We start from the raw sequence: 25,146 nt of genomic DNA on the forward strand, positions 1-25,146 counted from the left end.
GTGAGGGAATATTATGTTTGATTACGAAAGCTTACGACTTATTTGGTGGGTATTGATCGGTGTTCTACTGGTTGGTTTCGCCGTAACTGATGGCTTTGATATGGGTGTTGCCGCTCTGTCACCTGTTATCGGTAAGAGCGACACTGAACGTCGTATTATGCTAAACACGATTGCCCCTCACTGGGATGGTAACCAAGTTTGGCTTATCACTGCGGGTGGTGCATTGTTTGCTGCATGGCCACTGGTTTACGCAACGTCGTTTTCTGGCTTCTACTTCGCAATGTACGCGACGTTAGCAGCGCTTTGGTTACGTCCACTTGCACTTGACTACCGCTCTAAGATCGAAGATCCAAAATGGCGCAAAACTTGGGACTATGCACTTTGCTTTAGTGGCGCAGTACCACCAATCATTTTCGGTGTGGCATTTGGTAACCTACTACAAGGTGTTCCATTTGAACTGAACGAATTTATGATGTCTAAGTACCATGGTACGTTCTTCGCTCTGCTTAACCCATTTGCATTGCTTTGTGGTGTGTTGGCTCTGATGTTGTTCGTGATGCAAGGTGCAACATGGCTTCAAATGAAGACAACAGAAGCGCTGCACGCTCGTGCTCGTAACGTTGCTCAGATCACTGGCCTAATTGCTATTGCTCTATTCGTTATTGGTGGTTTCTGGGTTCAATCTATCGAAGGCTATGTAATTACGAGCACTATCGATACGTTTGCTGACTCAAACCCACTAAACAAAGAAGTATCACTTCAAGTGGGTGCTTGGATGACAAACTTCGAAACTTATCCAGCAATGTGGGCTGCGCCGATCCTTGGTGTAGCAATGCCACTGCTTGCTGTGATTGCATCTCGCTTTGAGCGTGGTGGTTTCGCATTCTTGTTCTCAAGCCTATCGAACGCTGGTGTTATTCTAACGGCTGGTTTTGCAATGTTCCCATTCGTAATGCCATCAAGCCTGAACCCTAACCAAAGCTTGACTATGTGGGATTCAACAGCGAGTGAGCTAACGCTTGGTCTTATGACTGTCGTTGCGGCGGTAATGGTTCCTGTGATTCTTGGCTACACAACTTGGACATACTACAAAATGTTCGGTCGTCTAGATAAGAAACACATCGAAGATAACGACGTTTCAGCTTACTAAGCTAGAAGTGAAATAACTTAGGAGAAATTTTATGTGGTACTTCGCATGGATTTTGGGTGTACTTCTAGCATGTGCATTCGGCATCATCAATGCTCTATGGCTAGAGCATTCAGAAATGATGGACAAAGACAGTGAGTAATCTCGCAGAGCAAATCGCTAAGCTGCATCAACCAATGGATAAGACTCTGCTTAGAGCCTTATCCCTAGTATTGGGTTTCATGCATGTGGGTTTAGTGATGTGGGATCCTGAAGCGTATGCGACAAGCATCGGTGGCTTTAACGCGATCATCGGGCCAATGTTCATTTGGGCAGTATGCTCAAGCATGGTTTACGGTATCGGATTTAAGCCAAGAGCTTGGATGTGGCAGCTACTGTTTAGCCCATATGTTTCACTCACAATTTTGCTCTACCTAACGACGCTGCGCCTTCTATAAAAGGCAAAGGATTTAGGTTCATAACAACGTGAACCTTTATACTTGTTGGGTTTTTAGCCAAAAAGAGGTCATCTTATACAGATGGCCTTTTTTTTCGTCTCTCAAATCAAAAAATTCACAGCGATATACTATTAATGATAAGGAGTTAGGTTATAGTGAAATCTTTATCGTTTTGGATTGTGGTATCAAATTGCAGGGATTATCTAAGCCATTTACGTGGCCAGTGACAGTGTATTACGAAGACACCGATGCGGGTGGCGTTGTATACCATTCAAACTATCTTAAGTTTTTCGAACGCGCTCGAACTGAGATGTTGCGCTCAATTGGCGTTTCTCAGCAAGTATTGTTAGAACAAAACATCGGTTTTGTAGTCCGACATATGGACATTGATTTTATTCAAGGCGCGCGTCTTGATGATTCTTTACAAGTCATTACAAATATTTACGAGTTGAAGCGAGCTACCTTGGTCTTCTGTCAAGAGATCGTAAATCCTGATGGCAAGGCATTGTGTAAAGCAATGGTTAAGGTAGCATGTATCGATAATCAAAAAATGAAACCCAAAGCAATGCCAACATTTATTCTCACGGAGCTAACGAATAGTGACTGCTGAAATCTCAATCTTAGGCCTAATTTTAGAAGCTAGTTTACTAGTTAAGATGGTCATGCTGACTCTTATGGGCATGTCTGTTGTTTCTTGGGCGATGATCATAAAAAGAAGTAAAGTGTTATCTCAAGCTTCTAAACAAACAGAAGTGTTTGAAGACAAATTTTGGTCAGGCGTTGATCTTGCAAAACTGTACCAAGAGAGCAACAAACGCAAAGACGAGCTTTCTGGTACTGAAGAAATTTTCTACGCAGGCTTTACTGAGTTCGCTCGCCTTCGTAAATCGAATGCAACATCACCTGACTTCATCATGGAAGGCACTGGCCGTGCGATGCGCGTTGCCGTTGCTCGTGAAGTCGATGAACTAGAAACTAACTTACCTTTCTTGGCGACCGTTGGCTCTATCAGCCCATACATCGGCCTATTTGGTACGGTTTGGGGCATCATGCACTCATTCATCGCACTAGGTGAAGTGAAGCAAGCGACGCTCGCAATGGTTGCCCCTGGTATTGCAGAAGCACTGATCGCAACAGCAATGGGCCTATTCGCTGCGATTCCAGCAGTAATGGCGTACAACCGCTTCAGCAGCCGAGTAGGCAAGCTAGAGCACAACTACGCGACTTTCTCTGAAGAGTTTCACAGTATTCTTCACCGTCAAGCGATGGCTGGCAGGGAATAATAGATGGCTGGATACCAACCTAAAAAACGCAAAATGACAGCAGAGATTAACGTTGTACCTTACATCGACGTTATGCTTGTTTTGCTGATCATTTTTATGGTGACTTCGCCGTTTGTTACTCAAGGCGTTGACGTTGAATTGCCTCAGGCTTCAACGGCTAAATCGGCACAAGACCTACTGGGTGACGACAATGCAAGTTTCATCATCGTTGAAGTGAACAAAGACGGTGAACTTGGCTTGAGCGTTAATGACGAAGAAGTACAGCGTGGCTTATCAATGGAAGATATTATCGTCCGTGTGAAAGCCGAGTTGTCTCTGAAGCCAAACTCTCCAGTGGCGGTTGGTGGTGATGCCGCAACGCCATACGCTGAAGTGGTTTTATTACTTGATGAATTAAGCCGTGCAGGTGTGCCAAAGGTTGGCCTTTTAACGGATATAAGGGAATAGCTCCGTAGCATTCATGAAAGCGAATAATAAAAAATCCAATAATTTCAGATCACCGCTTCTTATTTCTCTTGGGCTGCACGTCATTTTATTCGTTGCGCTCATTTGGGGGGCGGATTTCACGATGTCAGAGCCAAAGCCTACAGGGCAGATGGTTCAAGCAGTGGTGATTGATCCTCAGTTGGTTCGCCAGCAAGCTCAACAGATTCGTCAACAAAGAGAAGCGGCAAGCAAGAAAGAGCAAGAGCGTCTTGACAAACTAAGACGTGAAAGCGAACGACTTGAAAAGAATCGTAAAGCTGAAGAAGAAAATATTCGCAAGCTAAAAGAACAGCAAGCGAAAGAAGCTAAAGCAACTCGTGAAGCTGAAAAGCGTCGAGTTGAGAAAGAGAAACAACGCAAAGCTGAAGAAGCGCGTTTACAGCAAGAGCAAAAGAAAGCCGCTAAAGCCGAAGCTGACCGTAAGCTAAAAGAAGCTGCGTTAGTGAAAGCCGAGAACGAGCGTAAAGCCAAAGAAGCGGCAATCGCAAAAGCTGAACAAGAACGCGTGGCAAAAGAAAAAGCAGCGAAAGAGGCAGCAGACAAAGCTCGTAAAGAGAAAGAAGCCGCTGAACTCGCGGAAAAGCAACGCATAGCGAAAGAGAAAGAAGCGGCAGCCGCAGCAGAGAAAGCCCGTAAGGCAAAAGAAGCTGCAGCAAAAGCAGAAAAAGAGCGTAAACAACAAGAAGCCGCATTGAACGATATCTTTGCTGGGCTTGAAACGGAAGCGACTCAAAACTCTTCAGCAAGACAACAATTTATCACTGATGAAGCGCAACGTTACGGGGCTATCTATACCCAACTGATTCAACAGAACCTGTTGTTAGAAGACAGCTATCGAAGACGCTCATGTCGAGTGAACCTTAAGCTGATTCCAACGGGCTCTAACGCGATATTGGGTAGTTTGAGTATCTTAGATGGCGATAGCCGTTTATGTGCAGCAACCAAGCGTGCGGTGGCACAAGTACAATCTTACCCGTTGCCTAAAGACCCAGACATTGTGAACTCACTGAAAGACATTAACTTAACTGTATCACCAGAGTAAAAGGACGAACTTGTGTTAAAGAAACTATTACTGAGTTTTGTTTTCTTAATAGCTACAAGCAGCCAGTTTGCACATGCAGCGCTGGAGCTGGTTATTACAGACGGTATTAACTCTGCAAGACCTATCGCTATTGTACCTTTCCGTTGGGAAGGCTCAGAGCCATTGCCACACGATGTATCAGCGGTTATCGCTTCTGACTTACAGCGCAGTGGTAAATTCAGCCCAGTTGCGACAAGCAAAATGCCTCAAACGCCTTACAGCGAAACTGAGGTTAACTTTGATGCTTGGACTAACCTAGGTGTTGACTCATTGCTTACCGGTAGTATCACTAAAAATGCCGAAGGGCAGTATGTGGTGAATTACCAATTGATCGACATTGTTCGTGGTCAACTGACCAAAGGACAAAGCCGTGCACTAAGCGATGAAGGTCAATTGGTTCTTTCTAAAGATCACGTGCTGTTCAACAAGAAGGCTACGGTTCCTGGCAAGCGCTTGAGAGAGTACGCACACCGTATCTCAGACCTAGTGTATGAAGAGCTAACTGGTGAGAAAGGCGCGTTCTTAACTCGTATCTCTTACGTGGTAGTGAACGATAAAGACAAGTACCCGTATCAACTTCGTGTTGCTGACTACGATGGCTTTAACGAGCGTTTAGTACTTCGTTCTAAGCAGCCTCTCATGTCTCCAGCATGGTCACCAGACGGCAAAAAGCTAGCTTATGTGAGCTTCCAGAATGGCCAAGCTGAAATATTCATCATGAATATTTACACGGGTGAACGTGAGAAAGTGACGTCATACCCTCGTCACAATGGTGCGCCAAGATTCTCGCCAGATGGTAAAACATTGGCATTGGTATTGTCGAAAACGGGCAGCCTTCAGGTGTACACACTTGACCTTGCTAGCCGTAAGCTGACTCAAATTACCCGCGGCCGTTCGAATAATACTGAACCATTCTGGCACCCAGATGGCAAGTCTCTTATTTTCACATCGGATCGTGGTGGTAAACCACAGATTTATAATGTAAATTTGTCCAATAATTCGACTTCTCGTATTACTTGGCAAGGTAGCCAAAACTTAGGTGGCCAGATCACTCCTGATGGTCGATTCATGATCATGGTGAATCGCAGCAACTCAGGTTTTAACTTGGCTAAGCAAGATTTGGAAACCGGTGCGGTTCAGGTACTAACAAAAACATTGTTAGATGAGTCTCCAAGTATTGCACCGAATGGAGGTATGGTTATCTATAGCTCTATTTACAACAAAACAAATGTACTATCGATGGTTTCTATCGATGGACGTTTTAAAGCTAGATTACCGGCAACTAACGGACGCGTAAGAGCGCCTGCATGGTCACCGTTCCTCTAGGGAAAATTACATATTCTTTTAGCTATTGATAGTGTTAACTATTGTGGCATTTAACTATCTATAGCACTCTTAGTCGCTGTAGAAACTAAGTTTGATAACGTAAGGAAAAAAAGATGCAACTTAACAAAGTTCTTAAAGGCTTGATGATTGCACTACCAGTGATGGCAGTAACGGCATGTAGCTCAACTGATGAAGCAACATCTGCAACATCTGGTACTGAAAGCAACCAAACAACTTCAGGTTCAGAAGGCAATGTAGACACAACTGTTGTAACGCCAATTGACGCTAACGGTCAACTGTCTGAGCAAGAGCTTAAAGAGCAAGCGCTACGTGAAACTCAAACAATCTACTTCGCATTCGATAACTCTACTATCGCTGGCGATTACGAAGAAATGCTAGCAGCTCACGCAGCATACCTAGTTAAGAACGTTGACATGAACGTTACTATCGAAGGTCACGCTGATGAGCGCGGTACTCCTGAGTACAACATCGCACTTGGCGAGCGTCGTGCACAAGCTGTAGCGAAATACCTACAAGCTCTAGGTGTTCAAGCTGACCAAATCTCTATCGTAAGCTACGGTGAAGAGAAGCCACTTCTTCTAGGTCAATCTGAAGATGTGTACGCTAAAAACCGTCGCGCAGTACTAGTTTACTAATTTTAGTAGACTATATAATTGAGGAATTGCCTCATGTTCAGTAACACAAAGCGAGTCATTTTGCTTTCGTTACTGGCAAGTGCAGCGAACACCGCGTTCGCTGCACCAGCTCCAGTATCCGATCTCAATAGCACCGCAACCAATTCATCATCTTCCTCTCGATCAGCATCTAACGAATCAGATATTGAGCGTTTAGAGCGCCTGCTTCAAAATCGCAATCTCGTTCAGCTTCAAATGCAACAGCAAATCGACGACATGGCACTGGAGATCAGTGAACTTCGTGGTGAGCTGGAACGAAACAGCTACGATATGAAGCAAATGCTAGAGCGTCAGCGTGAACTGTTCATTGAACTGGATCGCGTAAGAGGCGAGGTGAAAGCAGCAGGAACAGCAACGGTAGCAGTGGCGGCGAGCGAAGGCTCTAAAGACGCTTCTGGTACGTTCAGTACTGATGTGGATGAGCAAACTGCTTATCAAAATGCTGTAGATATGATTCTAAAGCAACGAGACTACACGGGTGCTATCGCTGCATTCCAAAAGTTTCAAAAAGACTTCCCAGATTCTACCTTCACACCTAACTCACATTACTGGTTAGGTCAGCTTTATTTCGCTAAGAAGCAAGATAAAGAAGCCGTGAAGAGCTTCGCTGCTGTTGTGTCGTACAAAGACTCAAACAAGCGAGCAGATGCACTGGTTAAGCTTGGTGACATAGCAGCGCGCAACAACAACGCGACGCAAGCTAAGAAATATTACCAACAAGTCGTAACCGAGCACCCAAACAGTGCTTCGGCTAAAGTGGCCAAAACCCACTTATAACCAAAATAGGGGTGCTTAGGCGCCTCTTTTTTATACCTGTTCACTTCCGTTTAGTGTTTACTTCTCTTGCTAGTGATGACAACACATCGCCTTGTTTATGCGTTTTAAGCATTAGCTAGTCACCGCTTGCAACCAATCCTTTTTGATCCCAATCGCTGTCCTGTGTAGAATACTCGGATTCTCGGAAGAAGTTGCGTAGAGCAAGAGCAATGAGTCATATACTAGATAAAATCGATACAGTTTACCCGTTTCCGCCTAAGCCAGTTCCATTGAGCGACGCTCAGAAACAGGCCCACATCGCAAACATCAAAAAACTACTTCAAGAAAAAGATGCAGTTCTAATTGCACACTACTACACCGATCCTGAAATTCAGGCTCTGGCAGAAGAAACTGGTGGTTTCGTTGGCGATTCATTAGAGATGGCTAAGTTCGGTAACCGTCACTCAGCAAGCACTTTGATCATCGCTGGTGTTCGTTTCATGGGTGAGTCTGCAAAGATTCTTACTCCTGAAAAACGCATTTTAATGCCAACACTTGAAGCTGAATGTTCGCTTGATCTTGGCTGCCCAGCTGACAAATTTACAGAATTTTGTGATGCTCACCCTGACCACACTGTGGTTGTATACGCGAACACCTCTGCAGCTGTTAAAGCTCGTGCAGACTGGGTAGTTACGTCGAGCATCGCTTTAGAAATCGTTGAAAGCCTAGACGCTGAAGGCAAACCCATTATTTGGGGGCCAGACCGTCACCTAGGTTCTTACATCGCAAATCAAACTGGCGCTGACATGTTGCTTTGGCAAGGTGAGTGTATCGTTCATGATGAGTTCTCAGCTGATGCTTTGAAGAAAATGAAATCGGTATACCCAGAAGCGGCTATCTTGGTTCACCCAGAATCACCAGCAAGCGTGGTTGAACTGGCTGATGCTGTAGGCTCAACAAGCCAACTGATCAAGAAAGCAAAAGAGCTGCCTCATCCACAGATGATTGTTGCGACAGACAAAGGCATCTTCTTCAAGATGCAGCAATTGGTTCCTGAAAAAGAGCTGATTGAAGCGCCGACAGCGGGTGCTGGTGCAACGTGTCGTAGCTGCGCACACTGTCCTTGGATGGCAATGAACGGCCTTGAAGCGATTGAAAACGCGCTTGAGAATGGTGGTGAGCAACACGAAATCTTCGTTTCTGACGAATTACGCGTGAAGTCTCTTATTCCATTGAACCGCATGCTAGATTTTGCAGAGCAGTTAAATGTGCAGGTAAAAGGTAACGCGTAAGTCGTTCTTTTATCTAACCAATAAAAAAACCAGCCACTAGTGCTGGTTTTTTTGTATCTGCGTATAGGCCGCCAATATCAATCTTGTGGTCATGTATCTTTTTCTGATGATACATCTTGTTGATATCGCGTATTTTTTCTAGCATGTAAGTAAGAGGAAAAGATTAGAGGCTCGAATGATAATCTGGTTACAACTCAAACGCTGGATCAAAGCAAACATCTTTGTTTTGAATGGCAAAAACTTACTGTTCACTTTTCTTGGCTACATCGCTTTATCGTGGTCGATGCTGTATTTGGCGGGTGAAACAGATTTAACCAGTTCGGTTACCGTATTCGCTTACTACTTGGTGGTGACGGCTTCTACGGTTGGTTATGGTGATTTATCACCGACCACGGTAGCGGGGCAGTGGATCGTTATTCTATTTGTGATTCCAGGCGGGTTGAGCCTTTTTGCCGCGTTGCTCGGTAAAGTGGCGACAGAAGGTGTTGAATATTGGCGAGCGGGCTTGCTAGGAAAAAGGAGAGTTAGAGTGGACAACCACATTTTGATGTTGGGGTGGAATGAGCAAAGAACCATTCATCTCATCCGCATGCTACAACACGAAGAAACGGGTAAACGACCAATCGTGCTATGTACGCGTTCAGATATCGAGAACCCGTTACCCGGTGAAATCAATTTCGTCAAAGTAAACAGCTACACCGATGGCAAAGAGATGGAGAAAACGGGCATTGAGTCTGCAAGTTGCATCCTGATTGATAACCCAGAAGACGACATTACGTTATCTGCGGCGCTTTACTGTGCCAACCGAAACCCTAAAGCGCACCTTCTTGTTTACTTTAAAGATGAAGCGCTGAGCGACCTGCTACACAAACATTGTCCAAACTCTGAATGTATTCCGGCTGTGGGTGCTGAGATGCTAGCAAAGGCTGCGGTAGACCCAGGTTCCAGTGCGCTTCACCAAGAATTATTGAGCTCAACAAGAGGTATGACACAGTATTCAACGTATTTCCCTGAAGACGCTGAGTCTGTCACCGTCGCGCCTATTTTCTCAGTGTTTAAAGAGAAGTATCAAGCAACTCTGATCGCCATTGATACGGGGAGCGGTATTGAACTCAACCCAGAGTTAGATCAAGTGGTCAGCAGTGGTACTAAGCTGTTTTATATTGCTGATGAGCGAATTGATGACTTCGATTGGAAAGGCTTCTAAAGCGACTATTTTATTTCGTCTGAAAACTAAAAAAGGCCTCATAATGAGGCCTTTTAGCTTGTATAAAGCTAACTGTTATTGAGCTTCAGCCAGTGCAATGCCACGCTGCGTTAGTCCGCAAAGCATCACAGGAACAGCGTTAAAGATCTCTTCGAACTGCTCTAGGCCTTCGATGCCTTGCTCTGCAAGCGTAGCAATTGACGTTTCTGGATCGTAAAGCATGCTCAGTGACAGCAGGACACCGCCAACGAGTGCGTTATCTTCGCTCTCTTCAGGCATTAGTGTTTCCCAATCGTCGCGAGCAATCTGCCAGCCTTGAAGCAAGCCTTCACAAAAATCACGAGCGGCAGTGTTCACCACTTCTTCGTCGTCTAATTGACAAGCTTCAGGCCAAACCCAAGTCCCTTCAATCAGTTCTGGGCGGGTTTTATTCCAAAGCTCGATGATAACTTCAATGTAGCTTTCTAGCTGTTCACCATCCGTAAAAGGTGCGACTTCTTCGCCACCCCATAAGAACGGTAGCCACTCATGCGGGGTTAACACATTCGGTGCCGCTGCCATTGCAGTGACAAAGCCCATTGTTTTGTGTTCTGTGATTAGCTTTCCTTCCAACTCTGGAAGCGCAAGAATATCTTGTAAAGTCAAAGTGAGGTACCGTAAAAGGGAACATATTTGCGCTTATAGTACCAATGAACTTGTGCCAATCAAGCTTCAATCTAAAAAGGCTTGATGTCATGGATGATAAACACTAGGTTTAACAGAAAAGAAAACAATAAAAGAATTATGCAGATACGGTCGTCTTTAAAGAAAAAAAGCATGGTAGCGCTTGGATTATACCTTGCGATGTTTATTGCCATTGTCGGTAGTGTGACGTATTACGTCGTAGAATCCCCTGTGCGCGCCAAATTACAACAAAACCTCGACTTGCGTACGCAACTGTTATCCGCATTGATTACAGAGCCACTCAGTAGTTCTCGAGGCTTCGTAGACAGTCTCGTTGGGTTTGCTCAAGCGCATCGTAACGGTGATGATGTTATTCCGCTCTTTAAGTCCATGTTGGCGGCGAGCGACGATACGATTGTCAGTGCCGGTATTTGGCCCGAACCTTATGCGCTTGATTCTAAAAAGCTTCTCAACAGTTACTTTTTTAATAAAGCCGACGATGGAATAATCGACCAGATATATTCTTACAACAACCCCCAAAATGCCCCTTATCAAGAAGAGTATTGGTACACCTCTGTCGTCAACCAAAAACAAGGCACGATCTCTTGGAGCGATGTGTATATCGATCCATACACACACGTTCGAATGATTACGGCGTCTTCCCCTTATTATTACGACGGTACTTTTGCCGGTGTTGCCACGGTGGATCTCTCGCTCGAAGAGCTGCTTGGTTTTATCAAGAACCACGCCGAAGAATACAACCTTGGCATTACGCTCAGAGATAAGCTTAACCAAGTGTTGGTTTCGCATAACTTTAATCTCGTTGAAGGCATTTACATCAGTAGCAATCAATTTGGTGATTTCGGCTGGCAAGTGGATGTGGTGAACTCCAAATCACGAGTAGAAGACGAAGTGTTTCGTCAGGTGATGAGCATTGAAGGCGGTATTGTTCCGCTATTGCTACTTTGTGTCATGGCGGGGTATTACTTATTGAACCGTTATTTGATTAGTCCAATCACAAGGATTGCAGCACAGGTTGATAGTTCGAAAGCCGGCGAAATCATTGATGTGGATTACTCGAGTGATGACGAAATCGGCCATTTGATTAAAACCTTCAACGAAAAGACCATTTATCTCGAAGCGGAAAAGGTTAAAGCTCAGGCATCCACCAATGCAAAAACCGCTTTCCTTGCGACCTTGTCACATGAAATTCGCACTCCGATGAATGGGGTATTGGGTACCGCTCAAATCCTATTAAAAACGCCTCTAAATTCTGAACAAGAGAAGCATCTTAAGAGCTTGTATGAGTCCGGCGATCATATGATGACTCTACTCAACGAGATCTTAGACTTCTCGAAGATCGAGCAGGGCAGGTTGGATCTTGATGAAACGCGTTTCCCGCTTGATTCGATCATCGGCAGTATTAACAGTGTTTACTACACATTGTCTTCCGAGAAAGGGCTTCAATTCAAAGTGTACTCTGAGGTGACTTCGGGTCGTTGGTACTTCTCAGATAAAGCTCGCCTTCGCCAAATTTTGTTTAATCTATTGAACAACGCGGTGAAGTTCACCTCCAGAGGCTTTGTTGAGGTGTACCTGAAAGAAGTTGTAGAGGGGAGTGACACCTATCTGAGCATTCGAGTTCGTGATACCGGAATTGGTATTTCTAAAGAAGCTCAGAAGCGTATTTTTAAACCGTTTGAACAAGCGGAGTCTTCGACCACAAGGCGTTTTGGCGGTACTGGCCTTGGCCTCGCGATTGTGAAGAAAATTGCCCAGTTGATGGATGGCAGTATTACCGTCACCAGTGAAGAAGGGATAGGCACGAGTTTTGATGTTCGCTTGAAGATTCAGCCATGTCAGCCAGGAGAAATCGAGAGTTTGCCACATAAGAAGTTGGACTACTCTGGCTTAAAGGTACTGATCGTCGAGGACAACCGAACTAACACGGTGATCATTGAAGCCTTCATGAGCAGTAAAGGCTTTACCTGTAAGAGCGTCGAAAACGGTGAACTTGCGATACAAGCCGTGGTTGCTGAGCGCTTTGATTTGGTGCTCATGGATAACCATATGCCTGTGATGGATGGCGTTGAATCAACCACTGCTATTCGTGCTTTGATAGGCGATGTGTCATCGGTATTGGTGTTTGGTTGTACGGCTGATGTCTTTAAAGAGACTCGTGAGCGTATGTTGGGGGCAGGTGTGGATTATATTATTGCTAAGCCGATTGACGAGCGTGAACTGGATGATGCCTTGTTCCGCTATTCAAATAAGCTTTATCAATACCATGAAGTAAAAGCGGATGAGCTCGAAAGCCAAGACGTAAAACCACACGATTCGAAAAGTAAAAGCGAGTCACTGCCTAAACCTGATCTTCGCAACAAAGATAACACTGAAGAGCTGTTAGTGACGTTGTATGTGGCGCTAGAAGACAACAACCTAGAACTGATTCAATTTGCACTAGAGAGCCTACGTGTCCACGTTGAAGCTATGAACAACGCGGAACTTACTGAACAAGTCGATAAAGCGTTAGAGCAGGTTGCTTTAGGATCACCACCTACACAAGATGTCATTAATATCATTACTGTAAATCTACCTATGGCTTAAATGTTGTTTAATTACGGTAAGTAAATGACGAACTGTCCAATATTTGACCTTGGTTGGATTTTTTGGTGAAAGTGACTGCTTTTAAAGTGGTTTTTGGTTGTTAATTTACAACTTGATTTTTAATTTGGAGTGTATGACTACTAATCTTGTGATTTAATAGCGACATTATCTGGTGAGGTGCATATGTGCCTTGTTTATATGTTACTAAATCACTAATTAAGCAGTGATATATTTTAGGTTTGTCGTCAATGAAGTCTCGTGGTCCATTTTGTATTCGAAACGCAGCTGCGGATACATTTGCTATGGTCGTTTTCTGTTTTATTTCTGGCATGATCGTAGAAGTGTTTATTTCTGGTATGACGTTTGAGCAATCTCTTGCTTCTCGAACGTTATCTATTCCTGTAAACATTGCTATCGCTTGGCCTTATGGCGTTTTTCGTGATTGGTTCTTACGCAATGGTGCAAAACTTTCAGAAAGCTCATTGATGAAAAACTTGTCTGATTTGATGGCATACGTGTTATTCCAGTCTCCAGTGTATGCGGGTATTTTGTTGGCAGTGGGTGCTTCAGGCGACCAGATCGTTACGGCTGTCACCAGTAATGCAGTTATCTCGTGCGGTATGGGCGTACTTTACGGCTACTTCCTCGATATGTGTCGTAAATGGTTTCGAGTTCCTGGCTACTATCAACAAGCTTAAGAAAAGCAACAAGCGTAAGTGCAGCGAAAGAATGAAATTTGGTTTGTTTTTGATCTAATGAGTTAATTTGTAATCGAACAAACCGAAAAAGGCACTTTTTTTGAGAATGCCCCTTGACCAAAGCAAGCAGAATCAATAAAGTAGCGCCTCGTTGAGTGACATGCTCAACACACAATTTGTGGAAGGATGGCTGAGTGGCTTAAGGCGCTCGCCTGGAAAGCGAGTATACGTTTATAGCGTATCTGGGGTTCAAATCCCCATCCTTCCACCACTATTCAAAACCCTAGCAGAAATGCTGGGGTTTTCTCGTTTTAGAGCCTCTATATCCCACCTCATCTGTATACCTCCCTAATATCCGTTCCTTTAATCATTGCTTTATAGTTATAATCTCTATTAATACCGTCGCAGAATTAACCATATTAGGTGTTTTTATCATAGATAATCGCTTGATTTTTTGGCGTGAACCTAGATTATTAATAGTACGCAATATTATGAATAATCTAACTATTAGGAATCCATAACCTCATGACAGAAACCCTAGTTTCTCCAATGCTCTCTTTTACGATCGCGATTTCATTACTGTTTATCGGTAAAGGTTTGATCGAGCGATCTGAAGTATTAAGAAAGTATTCACTGCCAGAGCCTGTGATTGGTGGCTTTGTCTGCGCAGCGACCGTAGCGGCGCTTTACTATATTTTTGAAATCCAAATCACTTTTAGCCTAGATGTCAGAGACTTTTTGCTTCTCTACTTTTTTGCTGGCATCGGGCTCCAAGCGGATATTAAAACACTGATTAAAGGCGGGCGACCGTTGTTCATCCTACTGTGTCTTGCTGCCATTTTTATCGTGTTGCAAAACGTAGTCGGAATGGCAGTCGCTTCTGGCTTTGGAATGGATGCGAAAGCAGGCTTGCTATCTGGGTCTGTTAGCTTGATAGGCGGCGTAGGCACAACGTTAGCTTGGGCGCCAATGTTTGTGGAAGAGTTTGGTATTGCTAACGCGCTCGAACTTGGTGTCGCTTCAAACACGGTTGGTTTAATTGCAGCGTGTGTGATTGGTGGTCCGATTGCGAACTACCTGCTCAATAAACACAAAGTAAGCCCTTCTAATGAAGAAGAGGTTACGGTTGGTGCATTCCAAGAGAGTGAAACAAAAACAGAGCTTAGCCACTACGGCGTTCTGTGGGCGTGGTTGATTCTTAACTTAACACTAATGCTGGGTTACAGCTTGAGTGAAGTTATCGACTCGATGGGCCTAAAACTGCCGTTATTCGTTAGCTGTTTGATCGCAGGTATCCTAATCGGAAACGTTGGTCGCGCACTGTTTAAGAAACGTCGTACACAAGAGAAAATCGCTCAAGGCCGCAAAGGCTTAGCGATGATCTCTGATATTTGTTTAGGCATGTTCTTGACCATGGCATTGATGGGGTTGCGTATCTGGGATCTCGATGGACTGTTTGGCTATATCTCTGTTGTCATGAGTATCCAGATCTTGCTTTCCCTGTTGTTTACTGTGTTTGTCGTTTATTACTTGATGGGAAGAAACTACGATTCTGTGGTGATATGTTCAGGCTTCGGTGGTATCACTCTAGGCTCGACCGCAACAGCAATTGTGAACATGACCGCAGTAACTCATCGATATGGCGCAAGCCCACAAGCATTCATTGTGGTGCCATTAGTATGTGGTTTCTTTGTTGATTTGATCAACGCATTGGTGATCAGTTTCTTTGTTGGTCTGTAGTGAAGTGACCGGTTATTGACTGCTTGAGGTTTACATCGGGATAATGACCACAAAGGCGATGACGAAAGTTGTCGCCTTTGTGTTATCTACAGCAAAAAATACACGTATATCAACCTTTGATGTAATGCCTTGAAGTGACTCGGTGCACAAGTTAGTAAGAGCAATTACGATCTTGATAAATTGGGATATATGTTCGCAGCAAATTTGTGAGACGCTTGATTAAGTGTCAGTTGAATTACAAGGAAGTTGAATGCACCACTTTAATATCCGTGCTCTCGAGTACTTAAACGCGTTATCAAAATACAGGTCGTTACGTAAGGCATCTAAGATGATGAACGTTGACCCTGCCGCGATGAGTCGAATGCTGACACAGTTAGAAGCGCAAGCGGAAATGAAAGTATGGGAGCGCAACAACCGCCAATCTCTGCTGACTGAGGCGGGGAACGAACTGTTGAACTACTATCGCTCCATTGTTCGTGGAGAGGCGGCAGTGCTTGCTCGACTAACCAAGCTTAAAAACCTCAAGGGCGGTAATGTTAGCATCGCGATTGGAGAAGGATTTATTACTAACTTGGTCTCTAAACCGATGCAAACCTTCATGACTCGTTATCCTGATATCAATCTTTCTATTGAGATCGCAGGGGCATTGGATGCAGTCAAGATGTTGGAAGATCAACAGATAGACTTTGCGATAACCTATGCGTCTGCACCACATCCTAAACTGCACTCTCACGTTGAACGCAGCCATCCGCTCGAATTGATTGCTCCGAAGGGGCACTTCCTTACGATGAAAGAAGCACCAGTGGTAATGCAAGATATTCAAGACGCTTCTCTCGCCTTGATCGATAACTCGACCGGCATGGGGAGGCTGGTAAAGCAGGCTGAACAAATTTCCCATCTTACCTTGCAGCCAAAGCTACAAACCAATTCGGTCACTGCACTGACAAACTTTGTTTCAGCAGGGTTGGGCGTCACCTTTATGCCCAAGCTCACCGTGATCGATGAGATAAAATCAGGGCAGATTGAAGTGGTTGCGACCGAGTTGGAGATGTTATCGAAGGCGACGGTTAAGGTTCAATCTTTGAAAGGCCGTGCACTAACGCTACAAGCGGAAACCTTGTTAGATTTCTTACTCGAGAACGCCACTTTCTTGAGTCATGACGCTTACAATATCTAGGCTTAATCAGTTTACTTAGCGACTCCTACCTAAGCTTTCAAATACCGCCAATATCACACTTCCAAACTGCTGGATTTGTTTTCGAGTCGAATTGATGTTTTGTCAATGCCACCTCTATTGTTAAGTCAACACATGCGGAATAAGTTACAAATTATTAACGAAACGAGTTTTAGACTGACAGCTGTGTTCGACAGATTTGGCTTTGTCAGGCATTAGGGGAAGATAATGGAAGTTATTGTAATTGGCAGTGGTGTTATTGGATTGACCAGCGCATGGTACTTGGCAAAAGAAGGTCACTCGGTCACGGTTATTGATCGTCAAGATAGCAGTGGCAAAGAAACCAGTTTTGCGAATGCCGGGCAAATTTCTTACGGTTATTCATCACCATGGGCGGCACCGGGCATCCCTTTGAAAGCGATGAAATGGCTTACCCAAGAACATGCGCCACTTAAAGTGAAGCCTTCTCTTTCTCCAGAGTTAATGTCTTGGGCGACTAAGATGCTCGCCAACTGTAATGAAGCCAAGTACGCACAGAATAAATCGCGGATGTTACGAGTCGCTAACTACAGCCGAGATTGCCTGACTCATCTAAGAATCAGTGAAGATTTGGCTTATGAGGGCAGGCAGAAAGGCACCTTGCAAGTATTCCGAAGCGAGAAGCAACTCGATGCTATTCAGCAGGATATGAAGCTATTAACAGAGAGTGGAATCGAACACTCGCTGTTTGATGTTGAACAGTGTCTGTCAGTGGAGTCTGGTTTAGCAGACGTTAAAGACAAGCTGGTGGGCGGCCTGTATTTACCACACGATGAAACCGGTGATTGTCATCAGTTCTGTTTAGCGCTGACTGAGAAGGCCAAGCAACTTGGTGTTAGGTTCGTGTTTGATACTGAAGTGGTAAGTTTGAATCATCAGAACCAAACCATAAAGAGCATTACGACAACTCAAGGTGAATTCAAAGCGGACGCTTATGTGGTAGCTTCGGGAAGCTACTCTCGTGAGCTGCTCAAGCAAGTGGATTTATCAATCCCGGTTTATCCAGTCAAAGGGTATTCGTTAACACTTCCGATCGTGAGTGCAGATAAGTCGCCGACCTCTACAGTAATGGATGAAACCTACAAGGTAGCGATGACTCGTTTCGATGACCGAATTCGTATTGCAGGGACGGCAGAGCTTGCTGGCTTCAATTATCTTATTCCTGAAAAACGTAAAGCCACGATTGATATGGTGATAAAAGATCTTTTCCCACAGGCGGGGGATTTCTCTAAGGCAGAATACTGGACAGGGTTAAGACCGATGACTCCGGATGGTACGCCTATAATCGGCGCGACGCCTATCAAGAATCTATTTACCAATACAGGCCATGGAACTCTAGGTTGGACAATGGCATGTGGCTCAGGAAAGATCTTGGCAAGCGTGGTCAGTGGCTCTGCTAGTGATATAAAAACTGATGACTTGAGTATCCACCGCTATATGTAAAAGCAAGCCGTTAGTTATCTTGCCTATGGTTTGATGATATCGACATTAGGAGCATGAAGCGGATGCACCTAATGTTGTAAATCTAGGTGCATGGTTTTAAGTCTCCTCTATTTATAATCACGAGATGACTTGAGACTTAAATGATCTTAGCTCTGGCGGTAGCTCCTTATTTACGAGGTTAATAGCTTTGCGATGTTCTAATCCAATGGATCTCACTACGTCCCCGAAATGTTGGTTAAACAATAGCTCGAAATCACCACTGAGTTTGTAGTCTTGCAGTTTGTCCTCAAGTAATTGAGCCAGTTGAGCCTTGTCTGGGTGGACATAGAAGACCAGAGGAAGAGGGTAATAAAGCATAATACTTTTTTCTATGACTAACCCATCCAGGGAATAGGTATGTTCTTGGTATATGCTTTCAACTTCATTGGCTCCGAGTGACACATAATCACATTTTTTATCTGAGAGAAGTTTCAGAATCTCTGGTAACGTTCCTTGCTCTAGTACTCGATATCCATTTGCTCTAAACAGCTCAGCATCAGCCCATGTCGCAGGAATTCCAGCGATAAGTGATTTCAGTTTATTGCTGTTGATATTATGGAATGTGGGTTGATCTTGTTCCCTAATTATCAGGATACGGTGTCCTAATAAGCCTTTACAAATTGGAGAGTTGAGTTTGATTGCAGGCTTATCAGCAAATTTACGGTTTCCCGCCACCGTGACGAGTACATCATAATTCTTGCGGAATATATTTCCTTCATCCTCAGCTCTTGGAAAGTCTGTATTATCGCTGTGAACGACAATAGGTTCGTTCGGATCCCAATTCAACAAGCTATGAATTAGCTCCAACTCATAGTGCTGTCTTTTACCTGATTTATTGCCATTCCAAAAGTTAAACATAGTTGTCCTAAGGGGGAACTTACATTTTATGACTGGTATGCTGACATAGGTTTAGCGTCTAAGAAAGCGCTTTCTTTTGTTTTTGAGAGAATCATACATAGATACAGTCTATGTATGTTGAGAATCGCCACGGAAAGGCTATTTTAAAGAAAGCACATAAGTTCATTGATGGGTTAGAGGTTCGACGATTAGGAAAGACCATGGGGGTACCATTAGTGAATTTTAACTTATTGTTTTTAAATTGTTTTTCGTGTTAGTGAACAATTAATGTGACGAATGGCACTGTTGTGTATTTCTATTCTCAATCTATTCTAAATTTGTGATCTATGGTTCGTTTCACCGAAATGTAAGTTGAAGAATCATTCTATCGGCTTATTATCCACCTAAAGAAAGCGGTTTCTTGATGCGAGTTGCCGATAGTGAATACGAAAACACCCCCCTTTTTTAAAGTTAAAAGAAAGCGCTTTCTTTCTGGTTATTATCATTAAAAGGACAACGTGATGCACAAAAAGACATTGATTGCTTCGCTCGCCATTGGAGCTTTATTCGGAGCCTCTGTACAAGCAGATGAAGTTAAGCAGGGTGGCACACTAACGGTGCCAATTATCAATACTGGCTTTGTTGAAAACTTTAACCCTTATACAACTAAAGACTTGCTGCATGGGGTAATGTTTGAGCCATTGGTCGTATTCAACAACATGACAGGTGATGTTGATTATCGCCTGGCTGAGTCGGTTGAGTATTCAACTGACCTGAAAACATTGACGCTTAAGTTACGAGAGAATTTGAAGTGGTCTGATGGTTCAAAGTTAACTGCAGACGACGTTGTTTTTAGCTTTATGTTGACTAAAGAGGCACCAGCTTTTGACCAGAAAGGTATTTGGTCTTCAGGTAATTTAAAAGAAATCAAATCTATTGACGCGCGAACCGTCGTGTTTGAGCTGACGGAAGCGGATTCTACATTTGCTTGGAACTTAGAGCGTTACCATATTGTACCAAAGCATATTTGGTCGAAAGTTGAAGAGCTGACAACGTTTACCAACCTTAACCCGGTAGGTAGTGGCCCAATGACGACGGTTAAATACATTAAACCGCAACAGATGGAGCTGTGCCGAAACCCAAATTACTATTTAGAAAATAGACCTTATTTAGATTGCATCAACTTCCGTTCTTACAATGACAACTCTCAGATCCAACCTGCCTTAATCAAAGGTGAGATTGATTGGGGTTCAAATTTTATTGCTGACGTTGAGTCAACATTTGTCGATATGGATAAAGAAAATAACCATTTTTGGTATCCAGCGAATGATGCTATCCACCTTTACGTAAATACCAAAGAAGCGCCATTTGATGACCTAAGAGTACGACAAGCACTTTCTATGGCTCTTGATCGTGAAACCATCGTTGATATTGCTGCTTACGGTTATCCGACCGCAAACTTCAATGCTGGTGGCATCGGTGAGCTATACGAAACGCACATTGATAAAAATGTATCTAAGAAATATGGTTATCTAACTAAGTACGATGTTGAAAGAGCAAACGCTTTACTTGATGAAGCGGGCTTAGTTGACAAAAACGGTGATGGATTCCGCGACAAAGCAAACGGGGAAACGGTTGAGTTTGATATCGAGGTTGTAAACGGTTGGACCGACTGGATCCAAGTGGTTCAGATGGTATCTGAATACTTTGAAGAAGTGGGTGTGAAAGCAAACGTTAAGACTGTGGATTGGGCGGTATATGACAGCAATTTGAAAGAAAGCAAATATACCATGTCAATTAACTGGTCAATGGTCGCGACAAATCCAATCTTGGCGTACCAAGAGTACTTCTCAACGTCTCGAATCGGAAAAACTTGGCATGCTGGTCACGGTGTTAATTCACCAGAAATCGACGCATTGATCGACAGCTTCGGCAAAATTGGTGATGCAGAGCAGCAAGAGAAAGTGTTGAGTGAACTTCAGGAATTTACGGCTGAAAACCTTCCCTTTATCCCTCTATTTTCTAACCCAACTTGGTTCCAATACAGTACTAAACATATTGTTGGTTGGCCAAGTGAAAAAGACCCATACGTACAGCCAGTATGGTACGACGGTGGTAAGAGAGTAATAATTCTCAACAATCTACACCTTAAGTAAGTTATTTTTGAGAGGGCTACAGCTTAGGTTGTAGCCCCTAGGTTAAAAGATTTTTATGTCGTTTTTAATTCGCCGATTTGGCTTCTATTTTACCGCTTTCTTAATCGCTATCTCGTTTAATTTCATGTTGCCTCGCCTAATGCCAGGAGATCCTGTTGATGCTCTTTTCGCTGCAGCTCAAGGTCGAATGGATCCTGCTCAAATGGATGCTGTTCGTGAAATGTACGGTTTTGTTGATGGCAATGTTTTCGAACAATACTTCGCGTATATGAAAAGCGTATTCACTCTTGATCTGGGACCTTCAGTGCTTATGTTTCCTGTAAGTGTTTCAGATGTCCTTGCTATGGCACTGCCGTGGACTATGTTCCTAGCGCTTGGTTCGCTGATTGTTGCTCTTATCATTGGTGTCAGTATTGGTACGTATGCATCGTATCGACGTGAAGGGCTATTTGGACAAATTGTTCCGCCAGTTTTGGCATTTATTAGTAACTTCCCGTACATCGTGACCGCGTTACTGTTGTTCTATTTCTTCGGTTTAAAACTCGAACTATTACCTTTGGCATACACTTATGACCCATCGCTAGAGCCAGGTTTTACATGGGAGTTTATTTCTAGTGTGGCTAAACACGCTGTGTTGCCTATGGGCTCTATGGTCCTGGTTGGGATCGCAACATGGGTCTTCAATATGCGTAATGCGATGATCAATGTGTTGGGTGAAGATTACGTAACGATGGCTGAGGCCAAAGGCTTGAGTAGTTATCGTGTTATGTCTCGCTATGCTGGTCGAAATGCCATCCTTCCTGTTGCGACCGCTATTGCAATGGCAATCGGATTCTCATTCGCAGGCTCAATCATGACCGAAGTGGTTTTTAACTACCAAGGCTTGGGGAACATCCTTCTTAAAGGCATAGTTGCTCGTGATTACCCACTTATCCAAGCCATTCTTCTTATCTTGGTGACAGCGGTACTGACCGCTAACTTTATTGCCGACCTTCTATATGTCTGGCTTGACCCTAGAATCTCGAACTGAGGCGCATGATGGATAATTTAATGGATACTCAAAAAACCGCTAACCAGCCGAATATGCCAGTACGTGAGCCAAAATGGTCGTGGAAAAACGTAAAGAAAACTCTCGGTAAAGCTTACGCATTTTTCTACGGTAACCCTCCAGCCATTGTAGGTACTTTTTTACTTACGATTGTCTTAGCTGGGGCGTTATTTGCGCCTGTATTATCGACTCATAATCCAGAAAAGCGCGTAGCACGTCCACATATTGCACCAAGTTCTGAGCATATTATGGGCACTACTCGTAGCGGGCGTGATGTATATAGCCAGGTTCTATTTGGAGCAAGAAAGTCGCTTACTGTTGCGATCTCTGCGGGCGTAATCGCGATGACAATAGCAGTGCTCGTCGGGGTTTCATCTGGTTACTTTGGTGGAAAAGTCGATGAACGCTTGAACTTCGTTACTAACGTATTTCTTGTGTTTCCACAGTTGCCCTTGCTGATTGTTCTCGCCGCATTCTTAGGGCAGGTCGGTTCGCTGGTTATTACCGTGTTGTTAGGAATAACCTCCTGGCCTTGGGGAGCTAGGGTGATTCGTGCACAGACCATGGCAATTAGAAGCAAAGAATTCATCATTTCTGCAGAAGTTATGGGTGAATCAAAAATCCGCATTATTTTAGTAGAGATCTTACCAAACTTAGTTTCGATTGTTTTTGGCGGGTTCCTAGGCACGGTTATCTACGCAATGGGCTCTGAAGCTGGTCTAGGTATTTTAGGTTTAGGTGATGCAACAGAAGTGAGTTGGGGCTCTATGCTGTATTGGGCACAGACCTCTTCATCGTTATATACCGGAGCGTGGTGGGAAATGCTGGTTCCTGCATTGGCGTTAGCGATTACTGGTGGTGGACTCGCATTGATTAACATGTCAATTGACCAAGTGAGCAACCCTAAATTACGTACGGGCCCACACATCAAACTGTGGCACAAACTTAAAAAAGAAGCAGATAAACGCCGAGGCCTATAATGAGCAATCTATTAGAAATTAATAACCTGTGTGTTGATTACGTTTCTCCTAATGGCGTAGCAAGAGCCGTTAATGACGTTAGTATTTCCATTGCGCCCGGTGAAACGCTCGGTATTGCCGGTGAGTCTGGTTGCGGTAAAAGTACATTGGCTTTTGCTATATCACGCCTACACAAAGCACCAGCGCTTATCTCTGAGGGTGAAATACTCTACAAAGGGCAGGATGTTTTAAAGATGAATAACAAGCAGTTACGTGACTTCCGTTGGAATGACGTTTCTATTGTTTTTCAAAGCGCAATGAACTCACTTAACCCTGTCATTACCATCGGTGAGCAGCTAACGGACGTTATTCTAGCGCACAGAAAAATACCTTATAAACAGGCTCACGATCGTGCGGTCGAGCTGTTAGGAACGGTTGGGATTCATGGCGACAGAATGTCGAGCTTTCCCCATCAACTGAGTGGAGGTATGCGTCAGCGAGTTGTTATTGCGATTGCTTTGGCGCTGGAACCTAAACTGATCATCATGGACGAGCCAACAACGGCACTTGATGTAGTGGTTGAACGTGAAATCTTGAATGAACTGTATGAGCTTAAGAGTAAGTTTGGCTTCTCTATTCTGTTTATTAGTCACGACTTAAGCCTCATGGGCGAAATTGCTGATCGAATTGGCGTGATGTATGCGGGTAACCTTATTGAATTAGGTGATGCGAAAACGGTATTTAGTGAACCTAATCATCCTTATACAAAAGGGCTTATCTCTTCATTCCCGACTATTCATGGGCCAAAAGAACGTCTCTACGGGATCCCTGGGAATCCTGTCAACCTTTTGGATACACCTCAAGGATGTAACTTCCAAGAGCGATGTGGCGAATGCATTTCAATGTGCATTAAAAGTGAGCCTCGTTTGGGCGCTATTGCGACTGGGCATCACGTATCTTGTCACCTAGTTTGAGCGAAAGATTATGAATACTTTAAAGAACGTTGATAAAAGCGAAGTTATCTTATCAGTTAAGAATTTGGTAAAAGATTTCCCACTTGGCCAGTCAGTCAAAAGCAATATGATGCGAGCCGTAAATGATGTTTCATTTGATCTTCGTAAAGGAGAAGCATTAGCGATTGTTGGCGAATCTGGCTCAGGGAAAAGCACAGGAGCTCGAATTCTTACCCGAATTTACGATAAGACGGCTGGAGATATCGAATTCAAAGGTGAGCCTCTGTCTGACTATATTGAAAAATATGGTGAGCTTGAATATGCACGCCAAGTGCAAATGATTTTTCAAGACCCGTTTGGCTCGTTGAATCCTGTACATACGATTTACCACCATATTGCGCGACCATTACTTATCCATAAACGAGCAGAAAAAGAAGCGATTCCGAACCTCGTTTATGAATTGCTTGAAATGGTTGGGCTTACACCAGTTAAAGAGACCGCAGAGAAGTACCCCCATGAACTAAGTGGTGGACAACGACAGCGTGTCGCAATTGCACGCGCAATTGCTGTTAGCCCTGAAGTTATCCTAGCTGATGAACCTATCTCTATGCTTGATGTGTCTGTGCGGTTAGGAATCTTAAACCTAATGGCTGACTTGAAGGATAAGCATGGTATTTCGTTCATGTACATCACTCATGACATTGCGACAGCGCGTTATTTTGCTGAGAAAACGGCGGTGATGTATGTAGGACATATGGTCGAATGGGGCAATAGCGACAACGTCACTCAGAACCCACAACATCCGTATTCTCAGTTGTTGTTGTCAGCAGTGCCAGAAGTCGGTAAATCGGGCAAGCGTGACATGAACGTGAAAAAAGGCGATATCCCTTCTTGGAAGCCAAGTAGCGTAGGTTGCCCGTTCGCAAGCCGTTGTATGAAAGCCGATAAACTTTGCACGCAATCAATACCAGAACCGACTCAAATTGCAGAAGAGCATTTTGCTCGTTGTCATCATTTGTAAACTTTAAATCCTTTTTGAAACGCAAAAGAAAGCGCTTTCAAAGTTTAAGTGTAAGAATT

General features: G+C 43.9%; 24 protein-coding genes and 1 tRNA gene. 23 read left to right on the top strand and 2 right to left on the bottom strand.

Annotation, left to right across the window (positions count from 1 at the left end):
- The first annotated feature begins 13 nt into the window (after window positions 1-13).
- The 12 genes from cydB to AB4482_RS08215 all read left to right on the top strand — a co-directional run bounded on the left by cydB (window position 14) and on the right by AB4482_RS08215 (window position 9,710).
- Complete coding sequence (gene cydB / locus AB4482_RS08160; protein WP_017067531.1) at window positions 14-1,150, top strand: cytochrome d ubiquinol oxidase subunit II; 1,137 nt, start codon at window positions 14-16, stop codon at window positions 1,148-1,150.
- Window positions 1,151-1,181: 31 nt separating this feature from the next.
- On the top strand, window positions 1,182-1,289 hold the full coding sequence (gene cydX / locus AB4482_RS08165; protein WP_000270284.1) for a cytochrome bd-I oxidase subunit CydX: 108 nt from the start codon (window positions 1,182-1,184) through the stop codon (window positions 1,287-1,289).
- Window positions 1,282-1,584, top strand: a complete 303-nt coding sequence (gene ybgE / locus AB4482_RS08170; protein WP_017067532.1) for a cyd operon protein YbgE — start codon at window positions 1,282-1,284, stop codon at window positions 1,582-1,584. The genes cydX and ybgE overlap by 8 nt, the downstream gene beginning before the upstream one ends.
- Before the next feature lie 172 nt (window positions 1,585-1,756).
- Complete coding sequence (ybgC, locus tag AB4482_RS08175; RefSeq protein ID WP_017067533.1) at window positions 1,757-2,194, top strand: tol-pal system-associated acyl-CoA thioesterase; 438 nt, start codon at window positions 1,757-1,759, stop codon at window positions 2,192-2,194.
- Complete coding sequence (tolQ, locus tag AB4482_RS08180; RefSeq protein WP_017062073.1) at window positions 2,184-2,867, top strand: protein TolQ; 684 nt, start codon at window positions 2,184-2,186, stop codon at window positions 2,865-2,867. The genes ybgC and tolQ overlap by 11 nt, the downstream gene beginning before the upstream one ends.
- A gap of 3 nt (window positions 2,868-2,870) precedes the next feature.
- Window positions 2,871-3,314, top strand: a complete 444-nt coding sequence (gene tolR / locus AB4482_RS08185; protein WP_017062072.1) for a protein TolR — start codon at window positions 2,871-2,873, stop codon at window positions 3,312-3,314.
- A gap of 13 nt (window positions 3,315-3,327) precedes the next feature.
- Complete coding sequence (gene tolA / locus AB4482_RS08190) at window positions 3,328-4,395, top strand: cell envelope integrity protein TolA (protein WP_372132245.1); 1,068 nt, start codon at window positions 3,328-3,330, stop codon at window positions 4,393-4,395.
- 12 nt (window positions 4,396-4,407) lie between these two features.
- Window positions 4,408-5,760, top strand: coding sequence for a Tol-Pal system beta propeller repeat protein TolB (tolB, locus tag AB4482_RS08195; protein WP_372132248.1), 1,353 nt, complete (start codon window positions 4,408-4,410; stop codon window positions 5,758-5,760).
- A gap of 113 nt (window positions 5,761-5,873) precedes the next feature.
- On the top strand, window positions 5,874-6,416 hold the full coding sequence (gene pal / locus AB4482_RS08200; protein WP_017062069.1) for a peptidoglycan-associated lipoprotein Pal: 543 nt from the start codon (window positions 5,874-5,876) through the stop codon (window positions 6,414-6,416).
- A gap of 33 nt (window positions 6,417-6,449) precedes the next feature.
- On the top strand, window positions 6,450-7,232 hold the full coding sequence (gene ybgF / locus AB4482_RS08205) for a tol-pal system protein YbgF (protein WP_017072257.1): 783 nt from the start codon (window positions 6,450-6,452) through the stop codon (window positions 7,230-7,232).
- A 209-nt stretch (window positions 7,233-7,441) separates the two neighbouring features.
- Window positions 7,442-8,503 carry a quinolinate synthase NadA gene (nadA, locus tag AB4482_RS08210; RefSeq protein ID WP_017062067.1) on the top strand — a complete coding sequence of 354 codons (1,062 nt, stop codon included), beginning with the start codon at window positions 7,442-7,444 and terminating at the stop codon, window positions 8,501-8,503.
- 175 nt (window positions 8,504-8,678) lie between these two features.
- Window positions 8,679-9,710 carry a potassium channel family protein gene (locus AB4482_RS08215; RefSeq protein ID WP_017063519.1) on the top strand — a complete coding sequence of 344 codons (1,032 nt, stop codon included), beginning with the start codon at window positions 8,679-8,681 and terminating at the stop codon, window positions 9,708-9,710.
- Between the two features lie 75 nt (window positions 9,711-9,785).
- Here the strand turns inward: AB4482_RS08215 and AB4482_RS08220 are convergent, their stop codons facing one another.
- Window positions 9,786-10,355 (bottom strand): UPF0149 family protein, encoded by a 570-nt coding sequence (locus AB4482_RS08220; RefSeq protein WP_017062064.1) that lies wholly within the window; start codon window positions 10,353-10,355, stop codon window positions 9,786-9,788.
- A 171-nt stretch (window positions 10,356-10,526) separates the two neighbouring features.
- Here AB4482_RS08220 and AB4482_RS08225 point away from each other — a divergent pair, with 171 nt between their 5' ends.
- From AB4482_RS08225 to AB4482_RS08250, 6 genes are all read left to right on the top strand, one after another.
- On the top strand, window positions 10,527-12,980 hold the full coding sequence (locus tag AB4482_RS08225; RefSeq protein WP_017062063.1) for a hybrid sensor histidine kinase/response regulator: 2,454 nt from the start codon (window positions 10,527-10,529) through the stop codon (window positions 12,978-12,980).
- 248 nt (window positions 12,981-13,228) lie between these two features.
- On the top strand, window positions 13,229-13,678 hold the full coding sequence (locus tag AB4482_RS08230) for an L-alanine exporter AlaE (protein WP_017062062.1): 450 nt from the start codon (window positions 13,229-13,231) through the stop codon (window positions 13,676-13,678).
- A gap of 180 nt (window positions 13,679-13,858) precedes the next feature.
- Window positions 13,859-13,949: transfer RNA gene (locus AB4482_RS08235), tRNA-Ser, on the top strand.
- A gap of 254 nt (window positions 13,950-14,203) precedes the next feature.
- On the top strand, window positions 14,204-15,418 hold the full coding sequence (gltS, locus tag AB4482_RS08240) for a sodium/glutamate symporter (protein WP_017062061.1): 1,215 nt from the start codon (window positions 14,204-14,206) through the stop codon (window positions 15,416-15,418).
- 250 nt (window positions 15,419-15,668) lie between these two features.
- Window positions 15,669-16,595 carry a LysR family transcriptional regulator gene (locus AB4482_RS08245; RefSeq protein WP_017063521.1) on the top strand — a complete coding sequence of 309 codons (927 nt, stop codon included), beginning with the start codon at window positions 15,669-15,671 and terminating at the stop codon, window positions 16,593-16,595.
- Window positions 16,596-16,820: 225 nt separating this feature from the next.
- Window positions 16,821-18,074 carry a D-amino acid dehydrogenase gene (locus AB4482_RS08250; RefSeq protein ID WP_136973585.1) on the top strand — a complete coding sequence of 418 codons (1,254 nt, stop codon included), beginning with the start codon at window positions 16,821-16,823 and terminating at the stop codon, window positions 18,072-18,074.
- Window positions 18,075-18,191: 117 nt separating this feature from the next.
- Here AB4482_RS08250 and AB4482_RS08255 read toward each other — a convergent pair whose 3' ends face one another.
- Entirely contained in the window at window positions 18,192-18,971 is a 780-nt protein-coding gene (locus tag AB4482_RS08255; RefSeq protein WP_017071751.1) for a hypothetical protein, read from the bottom strand.
- 500 nt (window positions 18,972-19,471) lie between these two features.
- Here AB4482_RS08255 and AB4482_RS08260 point away from each other — a divergent pair, with 500 nt between their 5' ends.
- From AB4482_RS08260 to AB4482_RS08280, 5 genes are read left to right on the top strand one after another with little or no spacing between them, the layout of a single operon-like run.
- Window positions 19,472-21,106, top strand: coding sequence for an ABC transporter substrate-binding protein (locus AB4482_RS08260; protein ID WP_017071752.1), 1,635 nt, complete (start codon window positions 19,472-19,474; stop codon window positions 21,104-21,106).
- 55 nt (window positions 21,107-21,161) lie between these two features.
- The gene (locus tag AB4482_RS08265; protein ID WP_017071753.1) at window positions 21,162-22,136 is read left to right on the top strand and encodes an ABC transporter permease; all 975 of its coding nucleotides are present in this window, start codon (window positions 21,162-21,164) and stop codon (window positions 22,134-22,136) included.
- Between the two features lie 20 nt (window positions 22,137-22,156).
- On the top strand, window positions 22,157-23,134 hold the full coding sequence (locus tag AB4482_RS08270; RefSeq protein ID WP_371957688.1) for an ABC transporter permease: 978 nt from the start codon (window positions 22,157-22,159) through the stop codon (window positions 23,132-23,134).
- Window positions 23,134-24,087, top strand: coding sequence for an ABC transporter ATP-binding protein (locus AB4482_RS08275; RefSeq protein WP_372180776.1), 954 nt, complete (start codon window positions 23,134-23,136; stop codon window positions 24,085-24,087). Before AB4482_RS08270 ends, AB4482_RS08275 begins: the two co-directional genes overlap by 1 nt.
- 10 nt (window positions 24,088-24,097) lie before the next feature.
- Window positions 24,098-25,087, top strand: coding sequence for an ABC transporter ATP-binding protein (locus tag AB4482_RS08280; RefSeq protein WP_017071889.1), 990 nt, complete (start codon window positions 24,098-24,100; stop codon window positions 25,085-25,087).
- Window positions 25,088-25,146: the final 59 nt, after the last annotated feature.

This window comes from Vibrio sp. 10N.222.55.C7, assembly GCF_041473335.1.
GTDB classification, from domain to species: Bacteria; Pseudomonadota; Gammaproteobacteria; order Enterobacterales; family Vibrionaceae; genus Vibrio; species Vibrio crassostreae_C.

Coding starts and splice junctions, on each gene's coding strand:
- cydB (WP_017067531.1), top strand. CDS start 14: ATGTTTGATTACGAAAGCTTACGACTTATTTGGTGGGTATTGATCGGT.
- cydX (WP_000270284.1), top strand. CDS start 1,182: ATGTGGTACTTCGCATGGATTTTGGGTGTACTTCTAGCATGTGCATTC.
- tolR (WP_017062072.1), top strand. CDS start 2,871: ATGGCTGGATACCAACCTAAAAAACGCAAAATGACAGCAGAGATTAAC.
- tolA (WP_372132245.1), top strand. CDS start 3,328: ATGAAAGCGAATAATAAAAAATCCAATAATTTCAGATCACCGCTTCTT.
- pal (WP_017062069.1), top strand. CDS start 5,874: ATGCAACTTAACAAAGTTCTTAAAGGCTTGATGATTGCACTACCAGTG.
- ybgF (WP_017072257.1), top strand. CDS start 6,450: ATGTTCAGTAACACAAAGCGAGTCATTTTGCTTTCGTTACTGGCAAGT.
- nadA (WP_017062067.1), top strand. CDS start 7,442: ATGAGTCATATACTAGATAAAATCGATACAGTTTACCCGTTTCCGCCT.
- AB4482_RS08215 (WP_017063519.1), top strand. CDS start 8,679: ATGATAATCTGGTTACAACTCAAACGCTGGATCAAAGCAAACATCTTT.
- AB4482_RS08225 (WP_017062063.1), top strand. CDS start 10,527: ATGGTAGCGCTTGGATTATACCTTGCGATGTTTATTGCCATTGTCGGT.
- AB4482_RS08230 (WP_017062062.1), top strand. CDS start 13,229: ATGAAGTCTCGTGGTCCATTTTGTATTCGAAACGCAGCTGCGGATACA.
- gltS (WP_017062061.1), top strand. CDS start 14,204: ATGACAGAAACCCTAGTTTCTCCAATGCTCTCTTTTACGATCGCGATT.
- AB4482_RS08245 (WP_017063521.1), top strand. CDS start 15,669: ATGCACCACTTTAATATCCGTGCTCTCGAGTACTTAAACGCGTTATCA.
- AB4482_RS08250 (WP_136973585.1), top strand. CDS start 16,821: ATGGAAGTTATTGTAATTGGCAGTGGTGTTATTGGATTGACCAGCGCA.
- AB4482_RS08255 (WP_017071751.1), bottom strand. CDS start 18,971: ATGTTTAACTTTTGGAATGGCAATAAATCAGGTAAAAGACAGCACTAT.
- AB4482_RS08260 (WP_017071752.1), top strand. CDS start 19,472: ATGCACAAAAAGACATTGATTGCTTCGCTCGCCATTGGAGCTTTATTC.
- AB4482_RS08265 (WP_017071753.1), top strand. CDS start 21,162: ATGTCGTTTTTAATTCGCCGATTTGGCTTCTATTTTACCGCTTTCTTA.
- AB4482_RS08270 (WP_371957688.1), top strand. CDS start 22,157: ATGGATACTCAAAAAACCGCTAACCAGCCGAATATGCCAGTACGTGAG.
- AB4482_RS08275 (WP_372180776.1), top strand. CDS start 23,134: ATGAGCAATCTATTAGAAATTAATAACCTGTGTGTTGATTACGTTTCT.
- AB4482_RS08280 (WP_017071889.1), top strand. CDS start 24,098: ATGAATACTTTAAAGAACGTTGATAAAAGCGAAGTTATCTTATCAGTT.